20 protein-coding genes and 1 pseudogene are annotated in these 22,290 nt (G+C 51.5%); 13 read left to right on the forward strand and 8 right to left on the reverse strand.

The features are described from left to right. Positions 1-10: 10 nt before the first annotated feature. From recF to dnaA, 3 genes are all read right to left on the reverse strand, one after another. Entirely contained in the window at positions 11-1,084 is a 1,074-nt protein-coding gene (gene recF / locus ACLJR2_RS18725) for a DNA replication/repair protein RecF (RefSeq protein ID WP_000059373.1), read from the reverse strand. A gap of 197 nt (positions 1,085-1,281) precedes the next feature. Next, the gene (dnaN, locus tag ACLJR2_RS18730) at positions 1,282-2,382 is read right to left on the reverse strand and encodes a DNA polymerase III subunit beta (RefSeq protein ID WP_000673474.1); all 1,101 of its coding nucleotides are present in this window, start codon (positions 2,380-2,382) and stop codon (positions 1,282-1,284) included. Between the two features lie 4 nt (positions 2,383-2,386). Further along, positions 2,387-3,787: a chromosomal replication initiator protein DnaA gene (gene dnaA, locus ACLJR2_RS18735; RefSeq protein ID WP_000059093.1), complete on the reverse strand. Its 1,401-nt coding sequence runs from the start codon at positions 3,785-3,787 to the stop codon at positions 2,387-2,389. Positions 3,788-4,447: 660 nt separating this feature from the next. On the opposite strand from dnaA, the gene rpmH reads away from it, so the two are divergent. From rpmH to ACLJR2_RS18795, 12 genes and pseudogenes are all read left to right on the forward strand, one after another. Beyond that, positions 4,448-4,588 (forward strand): 50S ribosomal protein L34, encoded by a 141-nt coding sequence (gene rpmH, locus ACLJR2_RS18740; protein WP_000831330.1) that lies wholly within the window; start codon positions 4,448-4,450, stop codon positions 4,586-4,588. A 16-nt stretch (positions 4,589-4,604) separates the two neighbouring features. Continuing rightward, the gene (rnpA, locus tag ACLJR2_RS18745; RefSeq protein ID WP_000239725.1) at positions 4,605-4,964 is read left to right on the forward strand and encodes a ribonuclease P protein component; all 360 of its coding nucleotides are present in this window, start codon (positions 4,605-4,607) and stop codon (positions 4,962-4,964) included. After that, positions 4,928-5,185 carry a membrane protein insertion efficiency factor YidD gene (yidD, locus tag ACLJR2_RS18750; protein ID WP_001307474.1) on the forward strand — a complete coding sequence of 86 codons (258 nt, stop codon included), beginning with the start codon at positions 4,928-4,930 and terminating at the stop codon, positions 5,183-5,185. The genes rnpA and yidD overlap by 37 nt, the downstream gene beginning before the upstream one ends. A gap of 2 nt (positions 5,186-5,187) precedes the next feature. Next, positions 5,188-6,834, forward strand: a complete 1,647-nt coding sequence (gene yidC, locus ACLJR2_RS18755) for a membrane protein insertase YidC (RefSeq protein ID WP_000378283.1) — start codon at positions 5,188-5,190, stop codon at positions 6,832-6,834. Positions 6,835-6,974: 140 nt separating this feature from the next. Beyond that, positions 6,975-8,339 carry a tRNA uridine-5-carboxymethylaminomethyl(34) synthesis GTPase MnmE gene (gene mnmE / locus ACLJR2_RS18760; protein ID WP_024134186.1) on the forward strand — a complete coding sequence of 455 codons (1,365 nt, stop codon included), beginning with the start codon at positions 6,975-6,977 and terminating at the stop codon, positions 8,337-8,339. 255 nt (positions 8,340-8,594) lie between these two features. Then, positions 8,595-9,813, forward strand: a pseudogene (locus ACLJR2_RS18765) (tyrosine-type recombinase/integrase). Positions 9,814-10,137: 324 nt separating this feature from the next. Further along, complete coding sequence (locus ACLJR2_RS18770) at positions 10,138-11,100, forward strand: retron St85 family effector protein (RefSeq protein ID WP_000461379.1); 963 nt, start codon at positions 10,138-10,140, stop codon at positions 11,098-11,100. Further along, positions 11,100-12,035 carry a retron St85 family RNA-directed DNA polymerase gene (locus tag ACLJR2_RS18775; protein ID WP_000353755.1) on the forward strand — a complete coding sequence of 312 codons (936 nt, stop codon included), beginning with the start codon at positions 11,100-11,102 and terminating at the stop codon, positions 12,033-12,035. The genes ACLJR2_RS18770 and ACLJR2_RS18775 overlap by 1 nt, the downstream gene beginning before the upstream one ends. Positions 12,036-12,836: 801 nt before the next feature. After that, on the forward strand, positions 12,837-14,024 hold the full coding sequence (locus tag ACLJR2_RS18780) for an MFS transporter (protein ID WP_000819616.1): 1,188 nt from the start codon (positions 12,837-12,839) through the stop codon (positions 14,022-14,024). Continuing rightward, a complete protein-coding gene (gene yidZ / locus ACLJR2_RS18785; protein ID WP_000749365.1) occupies positions 13,993-14,952 on the forward strand; it encodes an HTH-type transcriptional regulator YidZ in 960 nt (319 codons plus the stop codon). The genes ACLJR2_RS18780 and yidZ overlap by 32 nt, the downstream gene beginning before the upstream one ends. A gap of 157 nt (positions 14,953-15,109) precedes the next feature. Then, positions 15,110-15,865, forward strand: coding sequence for a 4'-phosphopantetheinyl transferase family protein (locus tag ACLJR2_RS18790; RefSeq protein ID WP_000190678.1), 756 nt, complete (start codon positions 15,110-15,112; stop codon positions 15,863-15,865). Continuing rightward, positions 15,865-16,449 (forward strand): NADPH-dependent FMN reductase, encoded by a 585-nt coding sequence (locus ACLJR2_RS18795; RefSeq protein ID WP_077905137.1) that lies wholly within the window; start codon positions 15,865-15,867, stop codon positions 16,447-16,449. Before ACLJR2_RS18790 ends, ACLJR2_RS18795 begins: the two co-directional genes overlap by 1 nt. Positions 16,450-16,493: 44 nt before the next feature. Here the strand turns inward: ACLJR2_RS18795 and adeP are convergent, their stop codons facing one another. Further along, entirely contained in the window at positions 16,494-17,831 is a 1,338-nt protein-coding gene (adeP, locus tag ACLJR2_RS18800; RefSeq protein WP_001535076.1) for an adenine permease AdeP, read from the reverse strand. 168 nt (positions 17,832-17,999) lie between these two features. Between adeP and yieH the strand changes: the two genes are divergently transcribed. Continuing rightward, entirely contained in the window at positions 18,000-18,665 is a 666-nt protein-coding gene (gene yieH, locus ACLJR2_RS18805) for a 6-phosphogluconate phosphatase (RefSeq protein ID WP_000078082.1), read from the forward strand. Positions 18,666-18,759: 94 nt separating this feature from the next. Here yieH and phoU read toward each other — a convergent pair whose 3' ends face one another. From phoU to pstC, 4 genes are all read right to left on the reverse strand, one after another. Then, a complete protein-coding gene (phoU, locus tag ACLJR2_RS18810) occupies positions 18,760-19,485 on the reverse strand; it encodes a phosphate signaling complex protein PhoU (RefSeq protein WP_000377800.1) in 726 nt (241 codons plus the stop codon). A gap of 14 nt (positions 19,486-19,499) precedes the next feature. Beyond that, positions 19,500-20,273 carry a phosphate ABC transporter ATP-binding protein PstB gene (gene pstB, locus ACLJR2_RS18815; RefSeq protein ID WP_000063118.1) on the reverse strand — a complete coding sequence of 258 codons (774 nt, stop codon included), beginning with the start codon at positions 20,271-20,273 and terminating at the stop codon, positions 19,500-19,502. An 86-nt stretch (positions 20,274-20,359) separates the two neighbouring features. After that, positions 20,360-21,250, reverse strand: coding sequence for a phosphate ABC transporter permease PstA (pstA, locus tag ACLJR2_RS18820; protein ID WP_000212197.1), 891 nt, complete (start codon positions 21,248-21,250; stop codon positions 20,360-20,362). Continuing rightward, the gene (pstC, locus tag ACLJR2_RS18825) at positions 21,250-22,209 is read right to left on the reverse strand and encodes a phosphate ABC transporter permease PstC (protein WP_000741630.1); all 960 of its coding nucleotides are present in this window, start codon (positions 22,207-22,209) and stop codon (positions 21,250-21,252) included. The genes pstA and pstC overlap by 1 nt, the downstream gene beginning before the upstream one ends. Positions 22,210-22,290: the final 81 nt, after the last annotated feature.

Genomic DNA, 22,290 nt, shown 5'->3' on the forward strand with positions numbered 1-22,290 from the left:
TAATCTTGGGTTAATCCGTTATTTTACCCTTTTCCACGGTAAACATCTTCGAATTTTCATCCGACATGTCTATAACGTGTTCAGCGCTAATTGCGCTGACAAAGACCTGCGATTGCGTGGCTTTTAAGCGGCTGGCCAGCAGTCCGCGACGCGCATCGTCAAGTTCAGAGGCAAAATCATCTATCAGGTACAGGCAGCGCCGCCCGCTTTCGCGGGTGAGGAACTCGCCCTGCGCCAGACGTAAGGCGCACATCAATAACTTTAGCTGCCCGCGCGACAGGGTATCTTCCACCGGCGCGCCGTCGGCGCGAATGCGAAAGTCCGCTTTATGCGGCCCGTGCGCGGTGTAGGTCAACATACGGTCACGCTCAAAGCTTCGCTCCAGCACGTCCGCATAGTCTGTCTCTTTCTCCCAGCCGCGCTGGAAAGAGAACGTCAGGGAAAATTCAGGTAAAAACTGCTGACAGGTATCCGCCATGTCCTGTGCGATAGCGCTACTGTACTCCGCCCGCCAGGTACTAATTTGTTCCGCCAGCGGAATCAGCTCTTTATCCCACGGGCGCAATTGCTCATAACGACTCACCTGGCGCAGCGCAGCATTACGCTGTTTCAGTAATCGTTTCAGGTTGCTCCAGGCGGTGAAGAATCCGGCTTCGTTGTGAAAGCATCCCCAGTCAAGGAACGCTCTTCTGTATTTGGGGCCGCCGTTGAGTAAAGTAAACCCCTCCGGCGTAATCAACTGCATCGGCATTAAATGCGCCAGCTCCGCGATCTTGTGACCGTCGGTACCGTCGATACGGACTTTGCTGTCGCCCTGCTTATCTTTGGTTAAACCAATCGACGTCTCACGCTCTTCGCCCTGTAATCGCCCGTGAAGAACAAACGCTTCCTGCTCATGACGAATCACGCGGCCAGGCTGCAAACTGCGAAACGCCCGACCATGGCCAAGCGTATAGATAGCTTCCAGCACGCTGGTTTTGCCGCTGCCGTTCGCGCCAACCAGGAAGTTAAAGCCGGGGGATAAAGCGAGATCCGCATTTTCTATGTTGCGGAAGTCTTTGATTAGCAGTCTGGATAGCGACATATCAACTCATAACCAGGGCGTTATCGGCGCAGTTAGTCTGGTTACGGCCAGCGCACAGCAACCGGAGCGTACTGGAGTACGTGAGGATTGCTCGCTGCGCTCGCCCTTCGGGCCGTCCATAAGACGTCCAAAATACTTCGTATTTTGTGCGAGCACTGCCCGAAGCCAGAATAACAAGTAAGATAGCCCGATATTCTTTACAAGCGCATTGGCATAACAACATAGGCAGCCGACTGTGACGCCGCATCCTCAATCTGTACGCTGGATACGGAATCCGTCAGCATAATGCGCACGGTTTCGCACTTCAGCGCATTGAGCACGTCCAGCACGTAACTGACGTTAAAGCCGATTTCCATCTCCGTCCCGCCGTAGCTCACGTCCAGAATCTCTTCCGCTTCTTCCTGCTCCGGGTTATTGGCGGTGATTTTGAGCTGATTCTCACTGACGTACAGACGAACGCCGCGGAATTTCTCATTCGAGAGGATTGCCGCGCGGGCAAACGCCTGCTTGAGGATATCGCAGCCCGCTTCCAGATGTTTATCCGGATTCTTCGGCAGAACGCGACGGTAATCCGGGAAGCGCCCATCCACCAGCTTCGAGGTAAAGATAAAGTCGCCGACGTGCGCGCGGATATTATTACTGCCGATCTGCACGCGCAGCGGGTTTTCGCCGCCGTCGAGCATACGCATCAGTTCAATCACGCCTTTACGCGGCACAATCACCGAGTGGCTGGGTAAAGACGCTTCCAGCGGCATTGAGCACACCGCCAGGCGGTGGCCGTCGGTCGCGACAGTGCGCAGTTCGCTACCTTCCGTTTCAAACAGCATACCGTTTAAGTAGTAGCGCACATCCTGATGGGCCATCGAAAACTGGGTCGCTTCAATCAGGCGCTTCATCGTGGCCTGCGGCAGCGTAAATTCAACTTCGCTTTGCCAGTCGTCAAGATTCGGGAAATCGGCGGCAGGCAGTGTAGACAGCGAGAAGCGGCTACGGCCAGAACGCACCAGCATCCGATCGCCTTCCAACTGAACGGCAATCTCCGCGCCCTCCGGCAGGCCGCGGCAGATATCAAAGAATTTCCGCGCCGGCACAGTAGTAGCACCCGGCTCATGCGGCTGAGAAAGCGTAACGCGCGCGACCATCTCCATTTCAAGATCGGTGCCGGTCAGAGAAAGCGTACCGTCCGCTACCTGGAGGAGCAGGTTACCGAGAATCGGCAGCGTAGGACGACCGCCCAGCGGGCCGCTGACCTGCTGAAGCGGTTTTAATAAATGTTCACGTTCAACGGTAAATTTCATAGGATCACGACGACAATGTTCTGATTAAATTCGAAAAATCTTCTTTGATATCGTGGCTTTCTTCACGCAGTTGCTCAATTTTACGACAGGCATGAAGTACGGTAGTGTGGTCGCGCCCGCCAAACGCATCGCCGATTTCCGGCAGACTGTGGTTGGTGAGCTCTTTTGCCAGCGCCATAGCCATCTGGCGCGGACGTGCTACCGAGCGAGATCGACGCTTAGAAAGCAGATCCGCAATTTTGATTTTGTAATACTCGGCCACCGTCTTCTGAATATTGTCGATGGTGACCAGTTTTTCCTGCAACGCCAGTAAATCGCGCAGCGCTTCGCGCACAAAGTCGATAGTAATCGCCCGGCCGGTAAAGTTGGCATTGGCGATCACCCGGTTCAGCGCGCCTTCCAGTTCACGTACGTTAGAGCGTAGACGCTTGGCGATAAAGAACGCGACCTCGCCTGGCAGACGAATATCATTTTCGTCCGCTTTTTTCATCAGGATCGCCACGCGGGTTTCCAGTTCTGGCGGTTCGATCGCCACTGTCAGCCCCCAACCAAAGCGGGACTTGAGACGATCCTCAACGCCGTTGATCTCTTTCGGATAGCGATCCGACGTCAAAATGATCTGCTGATTGCCTTCCAGCAGAGCGTTAAAGGTGTGGAAAAACTCTTCCTGGGATCGTTCTTTATTGGCGAAGAATTGAATATCGTCGATCAGCAATGCGTCAACGGAGCGGTAGTAGCGTTTAAACTCTTCGATGGCGTTATTTTGCAGGGCTTTTACCATGTCCTGCACAAAGCGCTCGGAGTGCATATACACGACTTTCGCGTTGGGTTTACGCGCCATAATGCCGTTACCCACCGCGTGCAGCAGGTGAGTTTTACCCAGACCGGTGCCGCCATAGAGGAATAACGGGTTATAAGCGCCGCCTGGATTATCCGCCACCTGACGTGCCGCCGCGCGCGCCAGTTGGTTGGATTTACCTTCGACGAAGTTATCAAATGTATGCTTAACATTGACGTTGGAGCGGTAGGTCGGCTCCGCCGGCGCTGGTACGTTATCCCAGCCCGAACGGGCCGCAGGCGCTACGCGCTGCGGCTGCGCCGTTGTTGTCTGCGCAGGCGCGACAACGTTATGCACAGGCGTTTTTAGCGTTTGCGTAACGGGCTTTGTTCCCACTTCAAAACGCAGTTGTGGGGCATCCGCGCCGCAGAATGTGTTGAGTAATCCATTGATATTGTTGAGGTACTTATCTCTTACCCAATCGAGCACAAAACGGTTTGGCGCATACAAAGCCAGCGTGTTATCGCTCAGTTCCGCCTGCAACGGGCGTATCCACATACTGAATTCTGTGGCTGGTAACTCATCCTGCAATCGGGCAAGACACTGCTGCCAAAGCGAAAGTGACACGGCGGACTCCACTCGAACAAAAGTCGATAAATGACAAAGGCTGATACATTAATGATTGTTGGCGCACGTCGATAAGACCCTGCATGAAGGGTGACGCACGAACCGCTGTCTGCGGTTTTCACGGATCTTTCAAACGATCGCGACTTCACGCAGTCTGAAAGATTTCGTGTTCATGCCTGACCAGGATCGTTTGAAACGATCAGGACCGCGGATCATAGCCTAAACTGAGCAAGAGATCTTCTGTTTCTCACAGATTCTTCCCGATTTATCCACAGGACTTTCTAGGAAAGGATAAGTGTAATCGATCCTGGGGAACTCCTGTACGCTTTCGCGCGCATATTGAAAAAATTAATAGGTAAAGGTGAGCAGACGCCTAAAAGATCGCATAAAGATCCAGGGCGATCCTTGCGCTTTACCTGGCAGTCCGTATAATTCTCCACCCGTCGCGCAATGCCCGTCATATGGCGTCAACGCTGCTTATTTTCCGCACAAAAAGGCGTGGAAAATCGCGGGAAAATAAGGAAAGAGAATTGACTCCGGAGTGTACAATTATTACAATCCGGCCTCTTTAATCACCCACACTGTGGCGTAAGTCGTTCAAAGTTTGTTCGGGTATACGCAAAAGTCAGTGAATTTATTCAAGTTTAGGTAGAAATCGCCATGAAACGCACTTTTCAACCGTCTGTACTGAAGCGCAACCGTTCTCACGGCTTCCGTGCTCGTATGGCTACTAAAAATGGTCGTCAGGTTCTGGCACGTCGTCGTGCTAAAGGCCGCGCTCGTCTGACCGTTTCCAAGTAATAAAGCTAACCCCTGAGTGGTTAAGCTCGCATTTCCCAGGGAGTTACGTTTGTTAACTCCCGCTCATTTCACATTCGTCTTCCAGCAACCTCAACGGGCTGGCACGCCGCAAATCACCATCCTCGGCCGCCTGAATTCGCTGGGGCATCCCCGTATCGGTCTTACCGTCGCCAAGAAAAATGTTCGACGTGCGCATGAACGCAACCGGATTAAACGTCTGACGCGTGAAAGCTTCCGTCTGCGCCAGCATGAACTTCCTGCAATGGATTTCGTGGTGGTGGCGAAAAAAGGGGTTGCCGACCTCGATAACCGTGCTCTCTCGGAAGCGTTGGAAAAATTATGGCGCCGCCACTGTCGCCTGGCTCGCGGGTCCTGATAGCCCTTATTCGGGTCTATCAACGCCTGATCAGTCCGCTGCTTGGGCCGCATTGTCGTTTCACGCCAACGTGCTCAAGCTACGGAATTGAGGCATTGCGCAGGTTTGGAGTGATAAAAGGCAGTTGGTTGACGGTGAAACGCGTATTAAAATGCCACCCTTTACACCCTGGTGGTGACGATCCCGTCCCGCCCGGACCATTTGATACCAGAGAACACTAACGATGGATTCGCAACGCAATCTTTTAGTCATCGCTTTGCTGTTCGTGTCTTTCATGATCTGGCAAGCCTGGGAGCAGGATAAAAATCCGCAACCTCAGACTCAACAGACCACGCAGACAACGACCACCGCAGCGGGTAGCGCCGCCGACCAGGGCGTACCAGCCAGTGGCCAGGGGAAAATGATTACGGTGAAAACCGATGTGCTTGATTTGACTATCAACACCCGTGGTGGTGATGTCGAGCAGGCCTTGCTCCCGGCTTACCCGAAAGAACTGGGTTCCAACGAACCGTTCCAGCTGCTGGAAACCACCCCGCAGTTTATCTATCAGGCGCAAAGCGGCCTGACAGGCCGCGACGGCCCGGATAACCCGGCGAACGGCCCGCGTCCGCTGTACAACGTCGAGAAAGAGGCGTTTGTACTGGCCGACGGTCAGAACGAACTGCAGGTTCCGATGACTTATACTGACGCCGCAGGCAACACGTTTACCAAAACGTTTGTCTTTAAGCGTGGCGATTATGCGGTTAACGTGAACTATAGCGTGCAGAACACCGGCGAAAAACCGCTGGAAGTATCCACCTTTGGTCAGTTAAAACAATCCGTCAACCTGCCTCCTCATCGCGACACCGGCAGTAGCAACTTTGCGCTGCATACGTTCCGCGGCGCAGCGTACTCCACGCCGGATGAGAAGTATGAGAAATACAAATTCGACACTATTGCCGATAACGAAAACCTCAACGTCAGCTCCAAAGGCGGTTGGGTGGCAATGTTGCAGCAGTATTTCGCTACCGCATGGATTCCGCGTAACGACGGCACCAACAATTTCTACACCGCCAATCTGGGTAACGGCATTGTCGCTATCGGCTATAAAGCGCAGCCGGTACTGGTACAGCCAGGTCAGACTGGCGCGATGACCAGCACCCTGTGGGTCGGCCCGGAAATTCAGGATAAAATGGCGGCTGTTGCACCGCACCTGGATTTGACCGTGGACTACGGCTGGTTGTGGTTCATCTCTCAGCCGCTGTTCAAGTTGCTGAAGTGGATCCACAGCTTTGTGGGCAACTGGGGCTTCTCCATTATCATCATTACCTTTATCGTTCGCGGTATCATGTACCCGCTGACCAAAGCGCAGTACACGTCAATGGCGAAGATGCGTATGCTGCAGCCGAAAATTCAGGCGATGCGCGAACGTCTTGGCGATGATAAACAGCGCCAAAGCCAGGAGATGATGGCCCTGTACAAAGCGGAGAAGGTTAACCCGCTGGGCGGCTGCTTCCCGCTGATCATCCAGATGCCTATCTTCCTGGCGTTGTACTACATGCTGATGGGTTCCATTGAACTGCGTCATGCGCCGTTCGCGCTGTGGATTCATGACCTGTCCGCACAGGACCCGTACTACATTCTGCCGATCCTGATGGGCGTAACGATGTTCTTCATTCAGAAGATGTCGCCGACCACCGTGACCGACCCGATGCAGCAGAAGATCATGACCTTTATGCCGGTCATCTTTACGGTGTTCTTCCTGTGGTTCCCGTCAGGTCTGGTGTTGTACTATATCGTCAGCAACCTGGTCACCATCATTCAGCAGCAGCTGATTTACCGTGGTCTGGAGAAGCGTGGCCTGCATAGCCGCGAGAAGAAAAAATCCTGATTCGGTGTAGGCCGGATAAGGCGAATCCGCCATCCGGCAAGGCGCGCCGGTCAGCCTGATGGCGCTAACGCTTATCAGGCCTACAATCAAAAGGCGGTCATATGACCGCCTTTTTTATTGCAACAAAGTTGAGACTAACCATGAGCCATAACGACACTATCGTCGCCCAGGCAACCCCACCGGGACGCGGTGGCGTGGGTATCCTGCGTATCTCTGGTCTGAAGGCGCGCGACGTTGCGCAAGAGGTGCTGGGCAAACTGCCAAAACCGCGTTATGCCGACTATCTGCCGTTTAAAGACGCGGATGGCAGCGCGCTGGATCAAGGAATAGCCCTGTGGTTCCCCGGTCCAAACTCCTTTACCGGTGAAGACGTTTTAGAACTGCAGGGTCACGGCGGTCCGGTGATTCTCGATCTGCTGCTCAAACGTATTCTGACCATTCCCGGGCTGCGCATTGCCAGACCCGGTGAATTCTCCGAACGCGCGTTTCTCAATGATAAGCTCGATTTAGCCCAGGCGGAAGCCATTGCCGACCTGATCGATGCCAGTTCCGAACAGGCGGCGCGTTCGGCGCTAAACTCGTTACAGGGGGCATTTTCCGCCCGCGTTAACCACCTTGTGGAAGCACTTACTCACCTGCGAATCTACGTCGAAGCGGCTATCGATTTTCCGGATGAGGAGATCGACTTTCTCTCGGACGGCAAAATCGAAGCGCAGCTCAATGGCGTCATCGCCGATCTTGACGCCGTGCGCACCGAAGCGCGCCAGGGCAGCCTGCTGCGCGAAGGGATGAAGGTAGTGATTGCCGGACGCCCGAATGCCGGGAAATCCAGCCTGCTGAATGCGCTGGCAGGCCGTGAAGCGGCCATTGTTACCGATATCGCCGGTACCACGCGCGACGTGTTGCGCGAGCATATTCACATCGACGGGATGCCGCTGCATATCATCGATACCGCCGGACTACGCGACGCCAGCGACGAAGTTGAGCGTATCGGCATCGAACGCGCCTGGCAGGAGATTGAACAGGCCGATCGCGTGCTGTTTATGGTGGATGGCACCACGACGGACGCCGTTGACCCTGCCGACATCTGGCCGGACTTTATCGCCCGTCTGCCCAAAAATCTACCGATTACCGTGGTACGTAACAAGGCGGATATCACCGGCGAAACGCTGGGTATTAGTGAAGTAAATGGTCACTCACTGGTTCGCCTCTCGGCGCGTACCGGCGAAGGCGTCGACGTGTTGCGTAACCACCTCAAGCAAAGCATGGGGTTTGATACCAATATGGAAGGCGGCTTCCTGGCCCGTCGCCGTCACCTACAGGCGCTGGCGGAAGCCGCTGAACACCTTGAGCAGGGCAAAGCGCAGCTATTAGGCGCATGGGCAGGGGAACTGCTGGCGGAAGAGTTGCGCCTGGCGCAGCAAAGTTTAAGCGAGATTACCGGCGAATTTACCTCCGACGACCTGCTGGGACGGATTTTCTCCAGCTTCTGTATTGGTAAGTAAGTTTTAGTCCACCCTCGTCAGTGAACGTTCACTAACCCGCATTAACTGCCTGTTAACGCGGGTTTTTACTTTCCATACTCGTCCATAGTCGTGCGGGTTCATCCGCGATTTTTGTGTCCTGAATTGTCCCCATCTTTAAATCCCTCGTGTACCATTGTTTACTTTTTGATCTAAAAATTACATCAAATGAACACAAAAAACGGTATAAAAAACGCTCAAATATCCCTTCTCATGGACACACTATAGAGGTGAGATATGGCACTTTCAGATACCAAATTACGCACACTTGCTCCCAGAAACCGCCCCTGGCAACTTGCCGATCATGACGGGTTGGTGATTGAAGTTCTTCCCACCGGACGAAAAATCTGGCGTTTCCGCTACCGCTTTGACAACAAATCGCAACAGATCACGCTGGGCGAATACCCAGCTTTCTCACTTGCAGAAGCGCGGCTCTGGCGTGAAAAGTGCCGCTCACTGGTTGCCCATGGCATCAATCCCGCGCAGAAAAAGCAGGAAGAAAAGCTTAAACAGAAAGACCCAACGACAGTCAAAACATTCGCCAAACGCTGGCTGACCGATATCGTTGAAAAAAGTAACCGCGATCCACGCAACATCACTCGCGTTATCGAGAAGGACATCATTCCCATCATCGGGAAGCTGGAACTCGAAGAACTCACAACTGCCCACATTCAGGTCGTGCTCGACCGCATCAAGCAACGAGGTTCGGATCACGTCGCATTACTGACGTGAAACGTGCTTAAACGCATACTGGCCTATGCAATTTCCAGGGGAATCATCTTCAACAACCCGGCAGCGGCTATCGAGGCTCGTTATATCACAAGCAACAAGTCGTGATGTGGCACTGACCGCAGAAGAGATCGGCATCCTGTTACGGGGGATCTACACCTCTAACATGAACCGACGCCACAAGCTGGCCCTGCACCTGCTGATCATCTGCATGGTGCGTAAATCGGAATTGATTGAAGCAACATGGAGTGAAGTTAACTTCAACGCGCTGGAATGGCGTATCCCCGGCGAAAGAATGAAGATGGATAATCCACATATTGTTCCGCTGTCAAAGCAGGCGCTGGCGATGTTCGAAGAGCTAAAATTTCTGGCCGGAGATTCCCCTTACGTCTTCCCCAGCCGACACGGCTACCGACGTCCGATCTCCAAAACAACGCTGAACTGTGCGGTGCGTACGCTGGATCTGAACGTCAGGGATTTTGTTATTCATGACTTCCGGCGTACTGCCAGCACATTGCTACATGAGCAGGGCTACAACTCGGATTGGATAGAGAAATACCTGGCGCATAAGATCGGCGGCGTTCACGGTGTCTACAACCGTGCGGAGTACCTGAATCAGCGCCGGGAGATGCTTCAGTCTTGGGCTGATTTTGTTGATGCGCAGATTGAGACTGGAAGGAAGGTTATCATTGGACAATTCGGGAAGTCTTACAATGTAACCGTATGAATAATATGGAAAATATAACAATAATAGTTTCTGATTAGAATATACTATCTAACCGGTTGAAAAAGATGCACTTCTCAACCATAATAACATCACTCTTTAGCGTTAGGCTTTGATTTATAGCCTTGTCGAGCGTTTCGCCAGACACTAACTTATTGAGTACTTTTAGGGTTGCGCTAGAAAGTTTTCTACCGATCCTAGAAGTCTCTAGGATCGGTAGAAAACTTTCTAGCGCCTCCTCTAGTAAAGAGTAAAAAACGAGCAAAAAACATTGCTCGTTTTTTTCATCAACGGAAGACAAATCAAAAATACATAACGTTTAAATCAATGTTTGAAGAAACTATTAAAAAACAATTTGAATTGTTAGACATAAGTAACTTCAATGTTGATATATCTCATCGTCTCCTTTTCGTGTGTGGTGGCAAAGTCGATGTACGTGCACCAATTCCCCCCAGTTTTAGGGATAGACTACTCACTTACACAGCAAAACATGCCTCTGAACTTCACGAACATTTCATTCTAGCTGAGACATTCAAGGATTATTTTAAAGAGAATGCCTATCCGGACCTTCTGGTGTTTGAAGATGATATAGCCAGTATTTCATCTCTTATTATCATTTTTTTAGAAAGCCCAGGATCATTAGTTGAGTTAGGTATATTTTGCAACAAATCAGAACTATTTAAAAAAATACTGATTGTTGCTTCAGCGGAAGAAGTATACGGTGAGGACTCATTCATTTATTTAGGCCCACTAGAGTATATTAAGAAGAAAGTCTCATCCTCTGTTGTAATCTATCCTTGGCCGGATCCTGAAGTCTTAAAATACGATAATGATTTTCTTGATGATTTATGTGTAAATATAAAAGAAAAACTTTCATCAATCCCAAAAACAGAACAATTCAGTAAGGATAATTCTGGACATATAGCACTTCTAATTACTGAAATTATATCTCTTTGCGCCCCAATACAACTTAGTGAAATAGAATCAGCCCTAAACTCATTAGGGATTAATATTTCAACAAAAATTATTAACAGATCAATTTATTTACTTCAGAAAGTTGGTTTTATAGACGTTTTATCATATAGCTCAAACAAATATTACTTTCCATTAAAAGAGCGCAAATGGGTAAAATTTGGTAAAACTAAAGATAATAAACTCATAGATAATCAACAATTAAAAATGAAGGTTAGACAATCTTTTGTAACATTAACCGATCCATTATCAAAACGAAGAATTACAGCGCTGCGTCAAATAATAGCAAAAAAAGAAATGGCTGAGGAGATTAATTAATGGACATATTACAGCATATTTCAGATTTACTATTAACCAAGAAAAGTGAAATCATTTCCTTTTCATTGACGGCACCTTATCGCTATAAAATATATAAAATTGCAAAAAGAAACTCAGATAAGAAGAGAACTATTGCTCATCCTTCGAAAGAACTAAAATTTATACAACGTGAAATTACTGAGTATTTAACCGATAAATTACCCGTTCATGAATGCGCATTTGCATATAAAAAGGGCAGTAGCATTAAGACCAACGCTCAAGTTCATCTTCATACAAAATACTTGTTGAAGATGGATTTTGAGAATTTTTTCCCTAGCATAACACCACGTCTATTTTTCTCAAAGTTACGACTTGCAAATATTGATTTAACTGCAGATGATAAAGTACTACTTGAGAATATATTATTCTTCAAATCCAAGAGAAATAGTAATTTAAGATTAAGTATTGGAGCACCAAGCTCACCTTTAATATCAAATTTTGTGATGTACTTTTGGGATATTGAGGTTCAAGAGATATGCTCTAAAATAGGCGTTAACTATACTCGTTATGCTGATGATTTAACCTTTTCAACAAATAATAAAGATGTTTTGTTTGATATACCTGACATGCTTGAAAACGTACTGCCTAAATATTCTTTAGGTAGGATTAGAATCAATCATGAAAAAACAGTGTTTTCTTCAAAAGGACATAACCGTCACGTTACTGGTATAACTCTAACAAACGATAACAAATTATCCATAGGTAGAGAAAGGAAAAGAAAAATCTCTGCCATGATCCATCATTTTATAAATGGGAAATTATCTACTGACGAATGCAATAAATTAGTCGGGCTACTTGCATTTGCTAAAAATATTGAGCCTTCGTTTTATAAAAGCATGGTCATTAAATATGGATCTGATAATATTTATAAATTACAAAAACAAAAACACAAATAATTTCTGCTGCACTTTTATAGACACCAGTGTTTTGTTGATTATGCCCAGAACAACTTGGAATAAGTTTTCCTAAGCGTATTACATTATACGCTTGGCCTAACTTAATCATAGATTTTCCAGAAAAATAAATTTTTCAAATCCCATAAACAATTCCCCACAGCTTCCCTACGCCCCCGGTCAACCAGGGAACGAAGCGTGGCCTGAAACTGACCTCCTGTCTCGATACAGGTGACCACACCCTTTATCGCTACCCTGTTGCAAGCGTAGCGGCAGACAGAACGCTGTAGAGAAGTCGGACGGCATTGCCGAAGGCTTTCCGTCCGTACTTCCTGCTGAATGTGCAAAACGCGGCGTCACTTTTAAGAGCGTAAGAGAGTGAAAGTGACGCCAGCGCGCAGATCAGCTTCAACCCGGCTACTGCCTGCAAATCCACTGCAACAAACTGGCTGACACTCAAACAGATGTCAGAAATTCACTTACCAGGGTCAATCTGGCCGGGATCTCAAAAAATGCATGGAACTAAAACGGGTCTATTTACAGTTTCACCAGCTACTTGGTTTTTGTGTCCTTTAATGTGCCCATAGCCATGTTTTCAAGGCAAATTATAGATTATATATCAACGAATTATCTAGATTTTCCAGTTTCTGTATTGGTGTCGGGTGACGGCTGACGCCATCCGGCTTACGTCACTGCCGGGGTGATATCTCATTGCCTCATAGGAAATAACTGTTGTCCAAATGGCAACTCGTCTCGCGCAACATCGCCCCGTATTCTTAGCGCCACACTTTTCGTGAGGCCGCTATGAAACGTTTTCTACTGTGTAGTTTTGCCCTGGTTTTACTCTATCCTGCCGGTATTGATATGTATCTGGTCGGTTTACCGCGTATAGCCGCCGATCTGAACGCCAGTGAGGCGCAGTTGCATATCGCCTTCTCCGTTTACCTGGCCGGAATGGCGACGGCCATGCTGTTTGCCGGGAAGATAGCCGACCAGTCAGGCCGCAAGCCGGTCGCGATCGTCGGCGCGCTCGTCTTTATGATGGCCTCACTGCTTTGTTCACGGGCGTCGGAAGGCTCGCTATTTCTGAGTGGGCGTTTTCTTCAGGGAGTAGGCGCAGGCGGCTGCTATGTGGTGGCGTTCGCCATTCTGCGCGACACGCTCGACGAGCATCGCCGGGCGAAAGTGCTGTCATTATTGAATGGGATTACCTGTATTGTGCCGGTACTCGCCCCGGTGGTGGGGCATTTGATTATGCTTCGTTTCCCCTGGCAAAGTCTGTTCTATACGATGTCCGCGATGGGCATTATTGTGGGCCTGTTATCACTGTTTATCCTGCGCGAGACGCGCCCGGCAAGGCTGACTCCACGCGATTTATCACGATCGTCGCCCGCCGCCGAGTCGCTGGTTAACCGTTTTTTCGTTAGTCGACTGGCGATCACCACCCTTAGCGTGTCGGTGATCCTGACCTTCGTCAATGCCTCTCCAGTGCTGCTGATGGAGGTGATGGGATTTAGTCGTGGCGACTATGCCATTACCATGGCGCTCACCGCAGGCGTCAGTATGGTCGTCTCTTTTTCTACCCCTTTTGCGCTTGGGTTATTTAAGCCGCGAACCTTAATGCTCGTCTCACAGGGGCTGTTTTTGACGGCTGGCGTGACGTTAAGCCTTGCTCATACCAATACCGTCACACTCTTTGGCCTGACGCTTATCTGCGCCGGATTCTCGGTTGGTTTTGGCGTCGCGATGAGCCAGGCGCTGGGGCCGTTTTCGCTGCGCGCCGGAGTGGCCAGTTCCACGCTGGGTATCGCGCAGGTTTGCGGTTCATCACTGTGGATTTGGCTGGCGGCAATACTCGGTATCAGCGCGATGAATATGCTGATCGGGATTCTGATTGGTTGTAGCATAGTGAGTATTCTGCTGATCTTCTCCGTCACGCCCAACAGGTCCGTAGCCGAGCATGAAGAAATCCCTTACCAATCTCGACCTTAATTTGCTGTTATGCCTACAGTTACTCATGCAGGAGCGCAGCGTCACTAAAGCTGCAAAACGGATGAACGTAACGCCCTCGGCGGTCAGCAAATCGCTGGCGAAACTCCGGGCATGGTTTGACGATCCGCTGTTCGTCAATACGCCGCTGGGCCTGGCGCCGACGCCGCTGATGGTCAGTATGGAGCAAAGTCTGGCGGACTGGATGCAGATGGGGAATCAACTGCTTGATAAACCGCATCATCAAACGCCGCGCGGTTTAAAATTTGAGTTGGCAGCAGAGTCGCCGCTGATGATGATTATGTTTAATTCACTGTCGCAGCAGATTTATCAGCGCTATCCGCAGGCTACCATTAAGGTTCGCAACTGGGATTATGACTCGCTGGAGGCGATTACGCGTGGGGAAGTCGATATCGGATTTACCGGACGCGAAAGCCATCCCCGCTCGCGAGAATTACTCAGTCTGTTGCCGCTCGCGATTGATTTTGAGGTACTGTTTAGCGATTTACCGTGGGTCTGGCTGCGGGAAGATCATCCGGCGCTGCGCGAAGCGTGGGATCTTGACACTTTTCTGCGCTACCCGCATATCAGTATTTGCTGGGAGCAAAGTGATACCTGGGCGCTGGATGATGTCCTGCAAGAAATGGGACGCAAACGCCATATCGCGTTGAGCCTGCCGGGGTTCGAGCAGTCGCTCTTTATGGCCGCCCAGCCGGATCACACCCTGATAGCAACCGCGCCGCGCTATTGCCAGCACTACAATCAGCTCCACCAGCTACCGTTAGTGGCGCGCCCCCTGCCTTTTGATGCGCAACAGCGGGAAAAGCTGATGGTGCCGTTTACCCTATTATGGCACAAACGTAATAGTCATAATCCCAAGATTGTGTGGCTACGACAGGCTATCAACACGCTCTGCCGTCGCCTTATCTGACCACCTGTGTTGATAAATTAACCTTACTCTTACCAGAAATGTCACCGTCTGATTAAAGAACCTTCTGAAATTGAATATTTAGCGCGTAAAACCTGTCCATAATTTACGTTAATGTTACTCTCGTCATTATCACGGCCCATTAATCACGGAGCGAAAAATGGCGACTCACTTTGCCAGAGGGATACTTACGGAGGGACAGTTGGTTTCAATTCGTCTCTCTTCGTCTTGCCATATTGAAGCCAGAAACCTGCCTGCTCACCGACGAACGCGTTTTCTCGCCTCCAGAGGCCTTCTTGCCGAACTGATGTTTATGCTGTACGGAATTAGCGAGCTGCCGGAAATCATTATTCAGGCGAAAGGTAAACCCGCGTTTCGTGACAAAAATCTGCCAGGCTTTTCTATCTCCTACGCCGGAAATATGGTTGGCGTGGCGTTGACCACCGAAGGAGAGTGCGGGCTGGATATGGAATTACAGCGCACCTCCCGCGGCTTTCACCATCCGCATTCGCTCGAACGCCACCCTTTCTCCCGTAATGAAAACTTATGGGTAGCCAATCAAAACGATCCCAACGAAGCGCGAGCGCAACTCATTACATTGCGCCAGAGCGTGTTAAAACTCACCGGCGATGTCATGAATGACGATCCGCGGGAGCTGCAACTTTTACCCGTTGCCGGACGCCTGAAGTGCGCGCATGTCACACAGCTTGAAGCCGTATGCGATGCGGAAGATGTACTGGTATGGTCCGTAACCGTTACGCCAGCGATAGAAAAATTAAAAGTGTGGGAGTTCGATGGCAAACTGGGCTGGAAAAGCCTGCCCGATATCCAGACGCGCGCCAATGAGCCAACCGGGCGTCTGATGCGATTCGCCCAACTCCCCGCCGCCAAATCGTATACGCTTAATCGTTCATAATGAAAAAAGGGGCACGTATGTCTGAAACGCTGAATGTGGTTACATTGCTGGGAAGTTTACGCAAAGGTTCCTTTAACGGGATGGTGGCGCGTACGCTGCCTAAAGTCGCGCCGGCAGGAATGACGGTATCGCCGCTGCCTTCAATCGGGGATATTCCGCTGTATGACGCCGATATCCAGCAGGAAGAGGGATTTCCAGCCAGCGTAGAGGCGCTGGCGGAGCAGATTCGCAACGCCGACGGCGTCGTCATTGTGACGCCGGAATATAACTATTCCGTTCCCGGCGGCCTGAAGAATGTCATCGACTGGCTATCCCGTCTGCCTGAGCAGCCGCTGGCGGGTAAGCCCGTTCTTATCCAGACCAGTTCAATGGGGGCGATTGGCGGCGCGCGCTGCCAGTATCATCTGCGCCAGATTCTGGTGTTCCTTGATGCGATGGTGATGAACAAACCGGAGTTTATGGGCGGCGTGATTCAGAATAAAGTCGACCCGCAGACTGGAGAAGTGGTGGATCAGGGAACGTTAGATCATTTGACCGGTCAGCTGACCGCATTTGGCGAGTATATTCAGCGCGTTAAAGCGTAAGTTCGTTAAAAACCCTCACCCCGATGGGGCGAGGGTTCATTTCATCAGTGTCCGTCAATAAACACAATCTTCAGCACAAATAACAGCGCGACAATCACTACGCACGGGCTAAGGTCGCGCAGGCGACCGGTACCGATTTTCATCACGCAGTAAGAGATAAAGCCCAGCGCGATACCTTCGGTGATCGAGAAGCTAAACGGCATCATTACCGCCGTAATAAACGCCGGGACCGATTCGGTTAAATCCTGCCAGTTTACCCGCGCCAGGCTGGAGGTCATCAGCACGCCGACGTAAATTAGCGCGCCCGCCGCCGCGTAAGGCGGCACCATGCCCGCCAGCGGCGACAGGAAGATAACCAGCAGGAACAAAATACCGACCACCACCGCCGTCAAACCGGTGCGACCGCCCACCGAAACGCCGGAAGAGGACTCAATATAAGCGGTCACAGAAGACGTTCCGACAAATGCGCCAGTGACGGAAGAGATACTATCAACAAACAGCGCCTGCTTCATGCGCGGGAATTTGCCTTTCTCATCCGCCAGCCCGGCTTTATCGGTCACGCCAATCAGCGTACCGGAGGAGTCAAACAGGTTTACCAGCATGAAGGAGAAAATAACCCCCGCCAGGCCAAGATTGAACGAGCCTGCCAAATCGACATGCCCTACCACGCTGGTGACGCTTGGCGGCGCGGAGACAATGCCGTTGTAGTGTACATCGCCCATCATCCAGCCAAGCAGCGTCGTGACGATGATGGACACCAGCACCGCCGCATGAATGTTGCGCGAAGCGAGAATCGCAATAATAAAGAATCCGAGAACCCCCAGCAGCACGCTGTGCGAGGTCAGGTTGCCGATGCTGACCAGCGTTTCCGGGTTAGCGACGATCACGCCGGCGTTTTTCAGCCCCATCATGCCGATAAACAGGCCGATGCCGCTGGTGATGCCCACGCGCAGGCTGACCGGAATGTTGGCGATCATCCAGTAACGCACGCGGAAGATAGTCAGCAATAAAAGACCAACAGCGCCCCAGAAAATGGCGCCCATGCCTACCTGCCACGGCAGTCCCATTGCCTGCACAACCACGAAGGCAAAGAACGCGTTCAGCCCCATCGCGGGCGCCAGCGCCACCGGCAGGTTAGCGAACAGGCCCATCAGAATACTGCCAAAGGCCGCAATCAGACAGGTGGTCACAAAGACGGCGCTGGTGTCCATGCCAGCTACGCCCAGAATTTGCGGGTTAACAAAAACGATATAAACCATCGTCAGGAAAGTGGTAAAACCGGCGATCACTTCGGTTCGTGCCGTCGTGCCATGTTCGCGCAGTTTAAACACGCGTTCCAGCATACCCTGACCAGCAGCCTGGGTGGTGTGTTGTTGACTCATTATCAATTTCCGGAGAAAGGAGGGAAAATTCGCCGTTATCCTATACCAAAATGCGACACCTGGCGCAGTTGTGTGGTAATTTTTTTCACTCAATTTGTTAGTACGGCAACGATTGCGTCCCCTCATTCAGCATTACGTAAACGTTAAACTTGTTAAAATGGAAATGACATGTCCCAAATCGAAGCGGTGTTTTTTGACTGTGACGGCACGCTGGTCGACAGTGAAGTGATTTGCTCGCGCGCCTATGTCACTATGTTCCGGCAGTTCGGCATTACGCTTGAGCTCACGGAAGTATTCAGACGCTTTAAAGGCGTAAAGCTCTACGAAATTATCGATACCATCAGTAAAGAGCATGGCGTTGCGCTGGCAAAGGCGGAGCTGGAGCCGGTGTACCGCGCCGAGGTTGCGCGTCTGTTCGATACCGAACTGGAAGCGATCGCGGGCGCAAATACCCTGCTGGAGAGCATTAAGACGCCTATGTGCGTGGTATCCAACGGACCGGTCAGTAAGATGCAGCATTCGCTGGGTAAACTGGGCATGTTGCATTATTTTCCCGATTTGCTGTTTAGCGGTTACGATATTCAACGCTGGAAGCCCGATCCGGCGCTGATGCTCCATGCGGCGAACGCCATGAAGGTCAATGTTGAGAAGTGTATTCTGGTGGATGATTCCAGCGCAGGCGCGCAGTCAGGAATTGCGGCGGGAATGGAAGTGTTTTATTTCTGCGCCGATCCGCATAACAAGCCGATCGATCACCCTAACGTGACGACTTTTACCGATTTGGCGCAGTTGCCGGGATTGTGGAAAGCACGCGGGTGGGAGATTACGCGTTAACTGAAATGCCGGATGGCGCTAACGCTTATCCGGCCTACAGCATCTGTACCTGTAGGCCCGGTAAGCGCAGCGCCACCGGGCAAAAGAATGAGATTTACTCTTTCGGATCTTTCCCCGCCAGCAGCTTATCCAGCTCATCGCCGCCGACGTGACGGAAGTCTTGCCCCTTCACGAAGTAGAAGATGTATTCGCAGATATTCTGGCAACGGTCACCGATACGCTCGATAGAGCGCGCGCAGAATAACGCGGTCAGCACGCTGGGAATCGTGCGCGAGTCTTCCATCATGTAGGTCATCAGCTGACGCACGATACCTTCGTACTCCTGGTCAACTTTCTTGTCTTCACGGTAGATACGCACCGCTTCGTCGAGATCCATGCGCGCGAACGCATCCAGCACGTCGTGCAGCATCTGCACGGTGTGGCGGCCCAGTGACTCCAGACTCACCAACAGCGGCTGGTGCTGCTGGGAGAATTTCTCCAGCGCGGTACGGCAGATTTTATCCGCCACGTCGCCAATGCGCTCCAGTTCGGCGATGGTTTTGATAATCGCCATTACCAGACGCAGATCGCTCGCCGTCGGCTGGCGCTTGGCGATAATACGCACACAGGCTTCATCGATGGCGACTTCCATCATATTAACCTGATGATCGCCTTCTACCACGCGCTTCGCCAGCTCGCTGTCCTGGTTGTGCATGGCGGTGATAGCGTCAGAAAGCTGCTGCTCCACCATGCCGCCCATGGTCATTACCTGAGTGCGGATGCTTTCCAGTTCGGCGTTGAACTGGCCGGAAATATGTTTATTAAGGTTCAGACTGTCCATTACGCACTCCTGAATTAACCGTAACGACCGGTGATATAGTCTTCTGTTTGTTTCTTCGCGGGCTTGGTGAACAGATCGTCCGTGTTGCTGAACTCAATCAACTCGCCCAGGTACATAAACGCCGTATGATCGGAACAACGTGCCGCCTGCTGCATGTTGTGGGTCACGATCACCACGGTGTAATCCTGTTTCAGCTCGGTGATCAGCTCTTCAATACGCCCGGTAGAGATCGGGTCCAGAGCTGAACATGGCTCATCCAGCAGCAACACTTCCGGGCGAATGGCGATACCGCGCGCAATGCACAGACGCTGCTGCTGACCACCGGAGAGAGAGTACCCGCTCTGGTGCAATTTATCTTTGGTTTCGTTCCATAATGCGGCTTTGGTCAACGCCCACTGCACGCGCTCGTCCATATCGGCGCGAGACAGCTTCTCAAACAGACGCACGCCAAAGGCGATATTGTCATAGATGGACATCGGGAACGGCGTCGGCTTCTGGAATACCATCCCCACTTTTGCGCGCAGTAGCGCGATATCCTGGGTGTTGGTGAGAATATTGTCGCCATCCAGCAGAATTTCACCTTCCGCGCGCTGCTCCGGATAAAGCGAATACATTTTATTGAAGGTACGCAGTAGCGTTGATTTACCGCAGCCGGATGGCCCGATAAATGCCGTTACCTGATTCTTCGCGATATCCAGATTAATGTTCTTCAGGGCATGGAATTTGCCGTAGTAGAAGTTCAAATCACGAACCTGAATCTTACTCGGGGCAGTTTCAACCATACTCATTTCACTCTTTTCCTCATCCAGCGCCGCATCCGCCACGCCGTAAAATAATGCCTGATGGCGCTACGCTTATCAGGCCTACAATGTCTTTAACCGTGTTTTTTCTTCGCGAAAACAACACGCGCCAGAATATTCAGCAGCAGTACGCACAGGGTAATAATCAGCACGCCCGCCCAAGCTAATTGTTGCCATTCGGCAAACGGGCTCATCGCGAATTTAAAAATGGTCACCGGCAGGTTGGCGATCGGCTGCATCATGTCGGTGCTCCAGAATTGGTTGGAGAGCGCGGTAAACAACAATGGCGCCGTTTCCCCGGCAATACGCGCAATAGCCAGCAGGATACCGGTCATAATGCCGGAGATAGAGGCTTTCAGCGTAATCGCGGAAATCATCTTCCACTTCGGCGTACCCAGCGCATAAGCGGCTTCACGCAGGCTATCCGGCACCAATTTAAGCATGTTTTCAGTGGTACGGATAACGATCGGTACCTGCAACAGCGCCAGCGCAATCACCCCTGCCCAGCCGGAGAAGTGCTGCATCTGCGCCACCACGATGGTGTAAACAAACAGCCCCACAACAATTGACGGCGCGGAAAGCAGAATGTCGTTAATAAAGCGAATGATTTCCGCCAGCCAGGATTTACGGCCATACTCCGCCAGATAGATCCCGGCCATAATCCCCAGCGGCGTACCCAATACGGTAGCCCAGAGAATCAACAATCCACTCCCCGCCAGGGCGTTCGCCAGCCCGCCGCCCGCCGTATTCGGCGGCGGCGTCATTTCGGTAAACAGCGCCAGCGACATACCATCAATACCGCGCGTGATGGTGGACATCAAAATCCAGATCAGCCAGAACAGGCCAAATGCCATCGTCGCCATTGAGAGCGTTAGTGCGATACGGTTCTTCATGCGGCGACGCGCCTGCATCTTGCGACGGGATTCCGCGAGCTGCGCGGTGTTCTGCATATCAAGCGTAGCCATTAACGTGCTCCCTCGTTCTTCGCCAGACGCATAATCATGAACTTAGACGCCGCCAGGACGATAAAGGTGATCACAAACAGGATCAGCCCCAGTTCCATCAACGCTGCCACGTGCAGACCCGATTCCGCCTCAGCGAATTCGTTGGCCAGCGCGGAAGTGATGCTGTTGCCCGGCATATACAGCGACGCGCTGTCGAGCTGGTAGGTGTTGCCGATGATAAAAGTGACCGCCATCGTTTCACCCAGAGCACGGCCCAGCCCCAGCATAATGCCGCCGATCACGCCATTTTTGGTGAACGGTAGCACGATGCGCCAGATAACTTCCCAGGTAGTACAGCCGATACCGTAAGCGGACTCTTTCATCATTACCGGCGTTTGCTCGAAGACGTCGCGCATAACCGCCGCAATGTAGGGGATGATCATGATGGCGAGGATGACGCCCGCCGCCAGAATGCCGATACCAAACGCCGGGCCGGAGAACAGCGCGCCGACAAACGGAATGTTGGAAAGAATATTGCCGACCGGCTCCTGGAAGTACGTCGCAAACAGCGGCGCGAAGATAAACAGCCCCCACATGCCGTACACGATACTGGGGATCGCCGCCAGCAGCTCAATGGCGATGCCGAGCGGACGCTTTAGCCAGCCTGGCGCCAGCTCGGTTAAAAACAGGGCAATGCCGAAACTGACCGGAACAGCGATCAGCAGTGCGATAAAGGAGGTCACCAGCGTGCCGTAAATGGGCACCAGCGCGCCGTAGATATCGTTTGGCGCGTCCCATTCCTTAGTCCAAAGAAATGAGAAACCAAATTTCTGAATACTTGGCCAGGAGGAGATGATCAATGAGACGATAATACCGCCCAACATCAATAGCACAATCAGCGCAGCCAGTTTTACCAGCGCGCTGAAAATCATGTCGCCTTTTTTACCCGGCGGGTTAAAAGCAGGCTTGGTTGCAGCCATAAATTACTCTTTCCATTAAACGCGTTTTACGACGTTGCCCCTGCCGGATGGCGCTACGCTTATCCGGCCTACAACGTGGGC

Source organism: Salmonella sp. SAL03688 (assembly GCF_046551895.1).
Lineage (GTDB): Bacteria > Pseudomonadota > Gammaproteobacteria > Enterobacterales > Enterobacteriaceae > Salmonella > Salmonella enterica.

What these genes read in the sequence shown, in the direction of transcription:
- recF (WP_000059373.1), bottom strand. Translation starts at nt 1,084, where the DNA reads ATGTCGCTATCCAGACTGCTAATCAAAGACTTCCGCAACATAGAAAAT.
- ACLJR2_RS18795 (WP_077905137.1), top strand. Translation starts at nt 15,865, where the DNA reads ATGAAAAAAGGGGCACGTATGTCTGAAACGCTGAATGTGGTTACATTG.
- adeP (WP_001535076.1), bottom strand. Translation starts at nt 17,831, where the DNA reads ATGAGTCAACAACACACCACCCAGGCTGCTGGTCAGGGTATGCTGGAA.
- yidZ (WP_000749365.1), top strand. Translation starts at nt 13,993, where the DNA reads ATGAAGAAATCCCTTACCAATCTCGACCTTAATTTGCTGTTATGCCTA.
- mnmE (WP_024134186.1), top strand. Translation starts at nt 6,975, where the DNA reads ATGAGCCATAACGACACTATCGTCGCCCAGGCAACCCCACCGGGACGC.
- yidC (WP_000378283.1), top strand. Translation starts at nt 5,188, where the DNA reads ATGGATTCGCAACGCAATCTTTTAGTCATCGCTTTGCTGTTCGTGTCT.
- phoU (WP_000377800.1), bottom strand. Translation starts at nt 19,485, where the DNA reads ATGGACAGTCTGAACCTTAATAAACATATTTCCGGCCAGTTCAACGCC.
- ACLJR2_RS18775 (WP_000353755.1), top strand. Translation starts at nt 11,100, where the DNA reads ATGGACATATTACAGCATATTTCAGATTTACTATTAACCAAGAAAAGT.
- rpmH (WP_000831330.1), top strand. Translation starts at nt 4,448, where the DNA reads ATGAAACGCACTTTTCAACCGTCTGTACTGAAGCGCAACCGTTCTCAC.
- yieH (WP_000078082.1), top strand. Translation starts at nt 18,000, where the DNA reads ATGTCCCAAATCGAAGCGGTGTTTTTTGACTGTGACGGCACGCTGGTC.
- pstA (WP_000212197.1), bottom strand. Translation starts at nt 21,250, where the DNA reads ATGGCTACGCTTGATATGCAGAACACCGCGCAGCTCGCGGAATCCCGT.
- yidD (WP_001307474.1), top strand. Translation starts at nt 4,928, where the DNA reads ATGGCGCCGCCACTGTCGCCTGGCTCGCGGGTCCTGATAGCCCTTATT.
- pstC (WP_000741630.1), bottom strand. Translation starts at nt 22,209, where the DNA reads ATGGCTGCAACCAAGCCTGCTTTTAACCCGCCGGGTAAAAAAGGCGAC.
- ACLJR2_RS18790 (WP_000190678.1), top strand. Translation starts at nt 15,110, where the DNA reads ATGGCGACTCACTTTGCCAGAGGGATACTTACGGAGGGACAGTTGGTT.
- ACLJR2_RS18770 (WP_000461379.1), top strand. Translation starts at nt 10,138, where the DNA reads ATGTTTGAAGAAACTATTAAAAAACAATTTGAATTGTTAGACATAAGT.
- dnaN (WP_000673474.1), bottom strand. Translation starts at nt 2,382, where the DNA reads ATGAAATTTACCGTTGAACGTGAACATTTATTAAAACCGCTTCAGCAG.
- ACLJR2_RS18780 (WP_000819616.1), top strand. Translation starts at nt 12,837, where the DNA reads ATGAAACGTTTTCTACTGTGTAGTTTTGCCCTGGTTTTACTCTATCCT.
- pstB (WP_000063118.1), bottom strand. Translation starts at nt 20,273, where the DNA reads ATGAGTATGGTTGAAACTGCCCCGAGTAAGATTCAGGTTCGTGATTTG.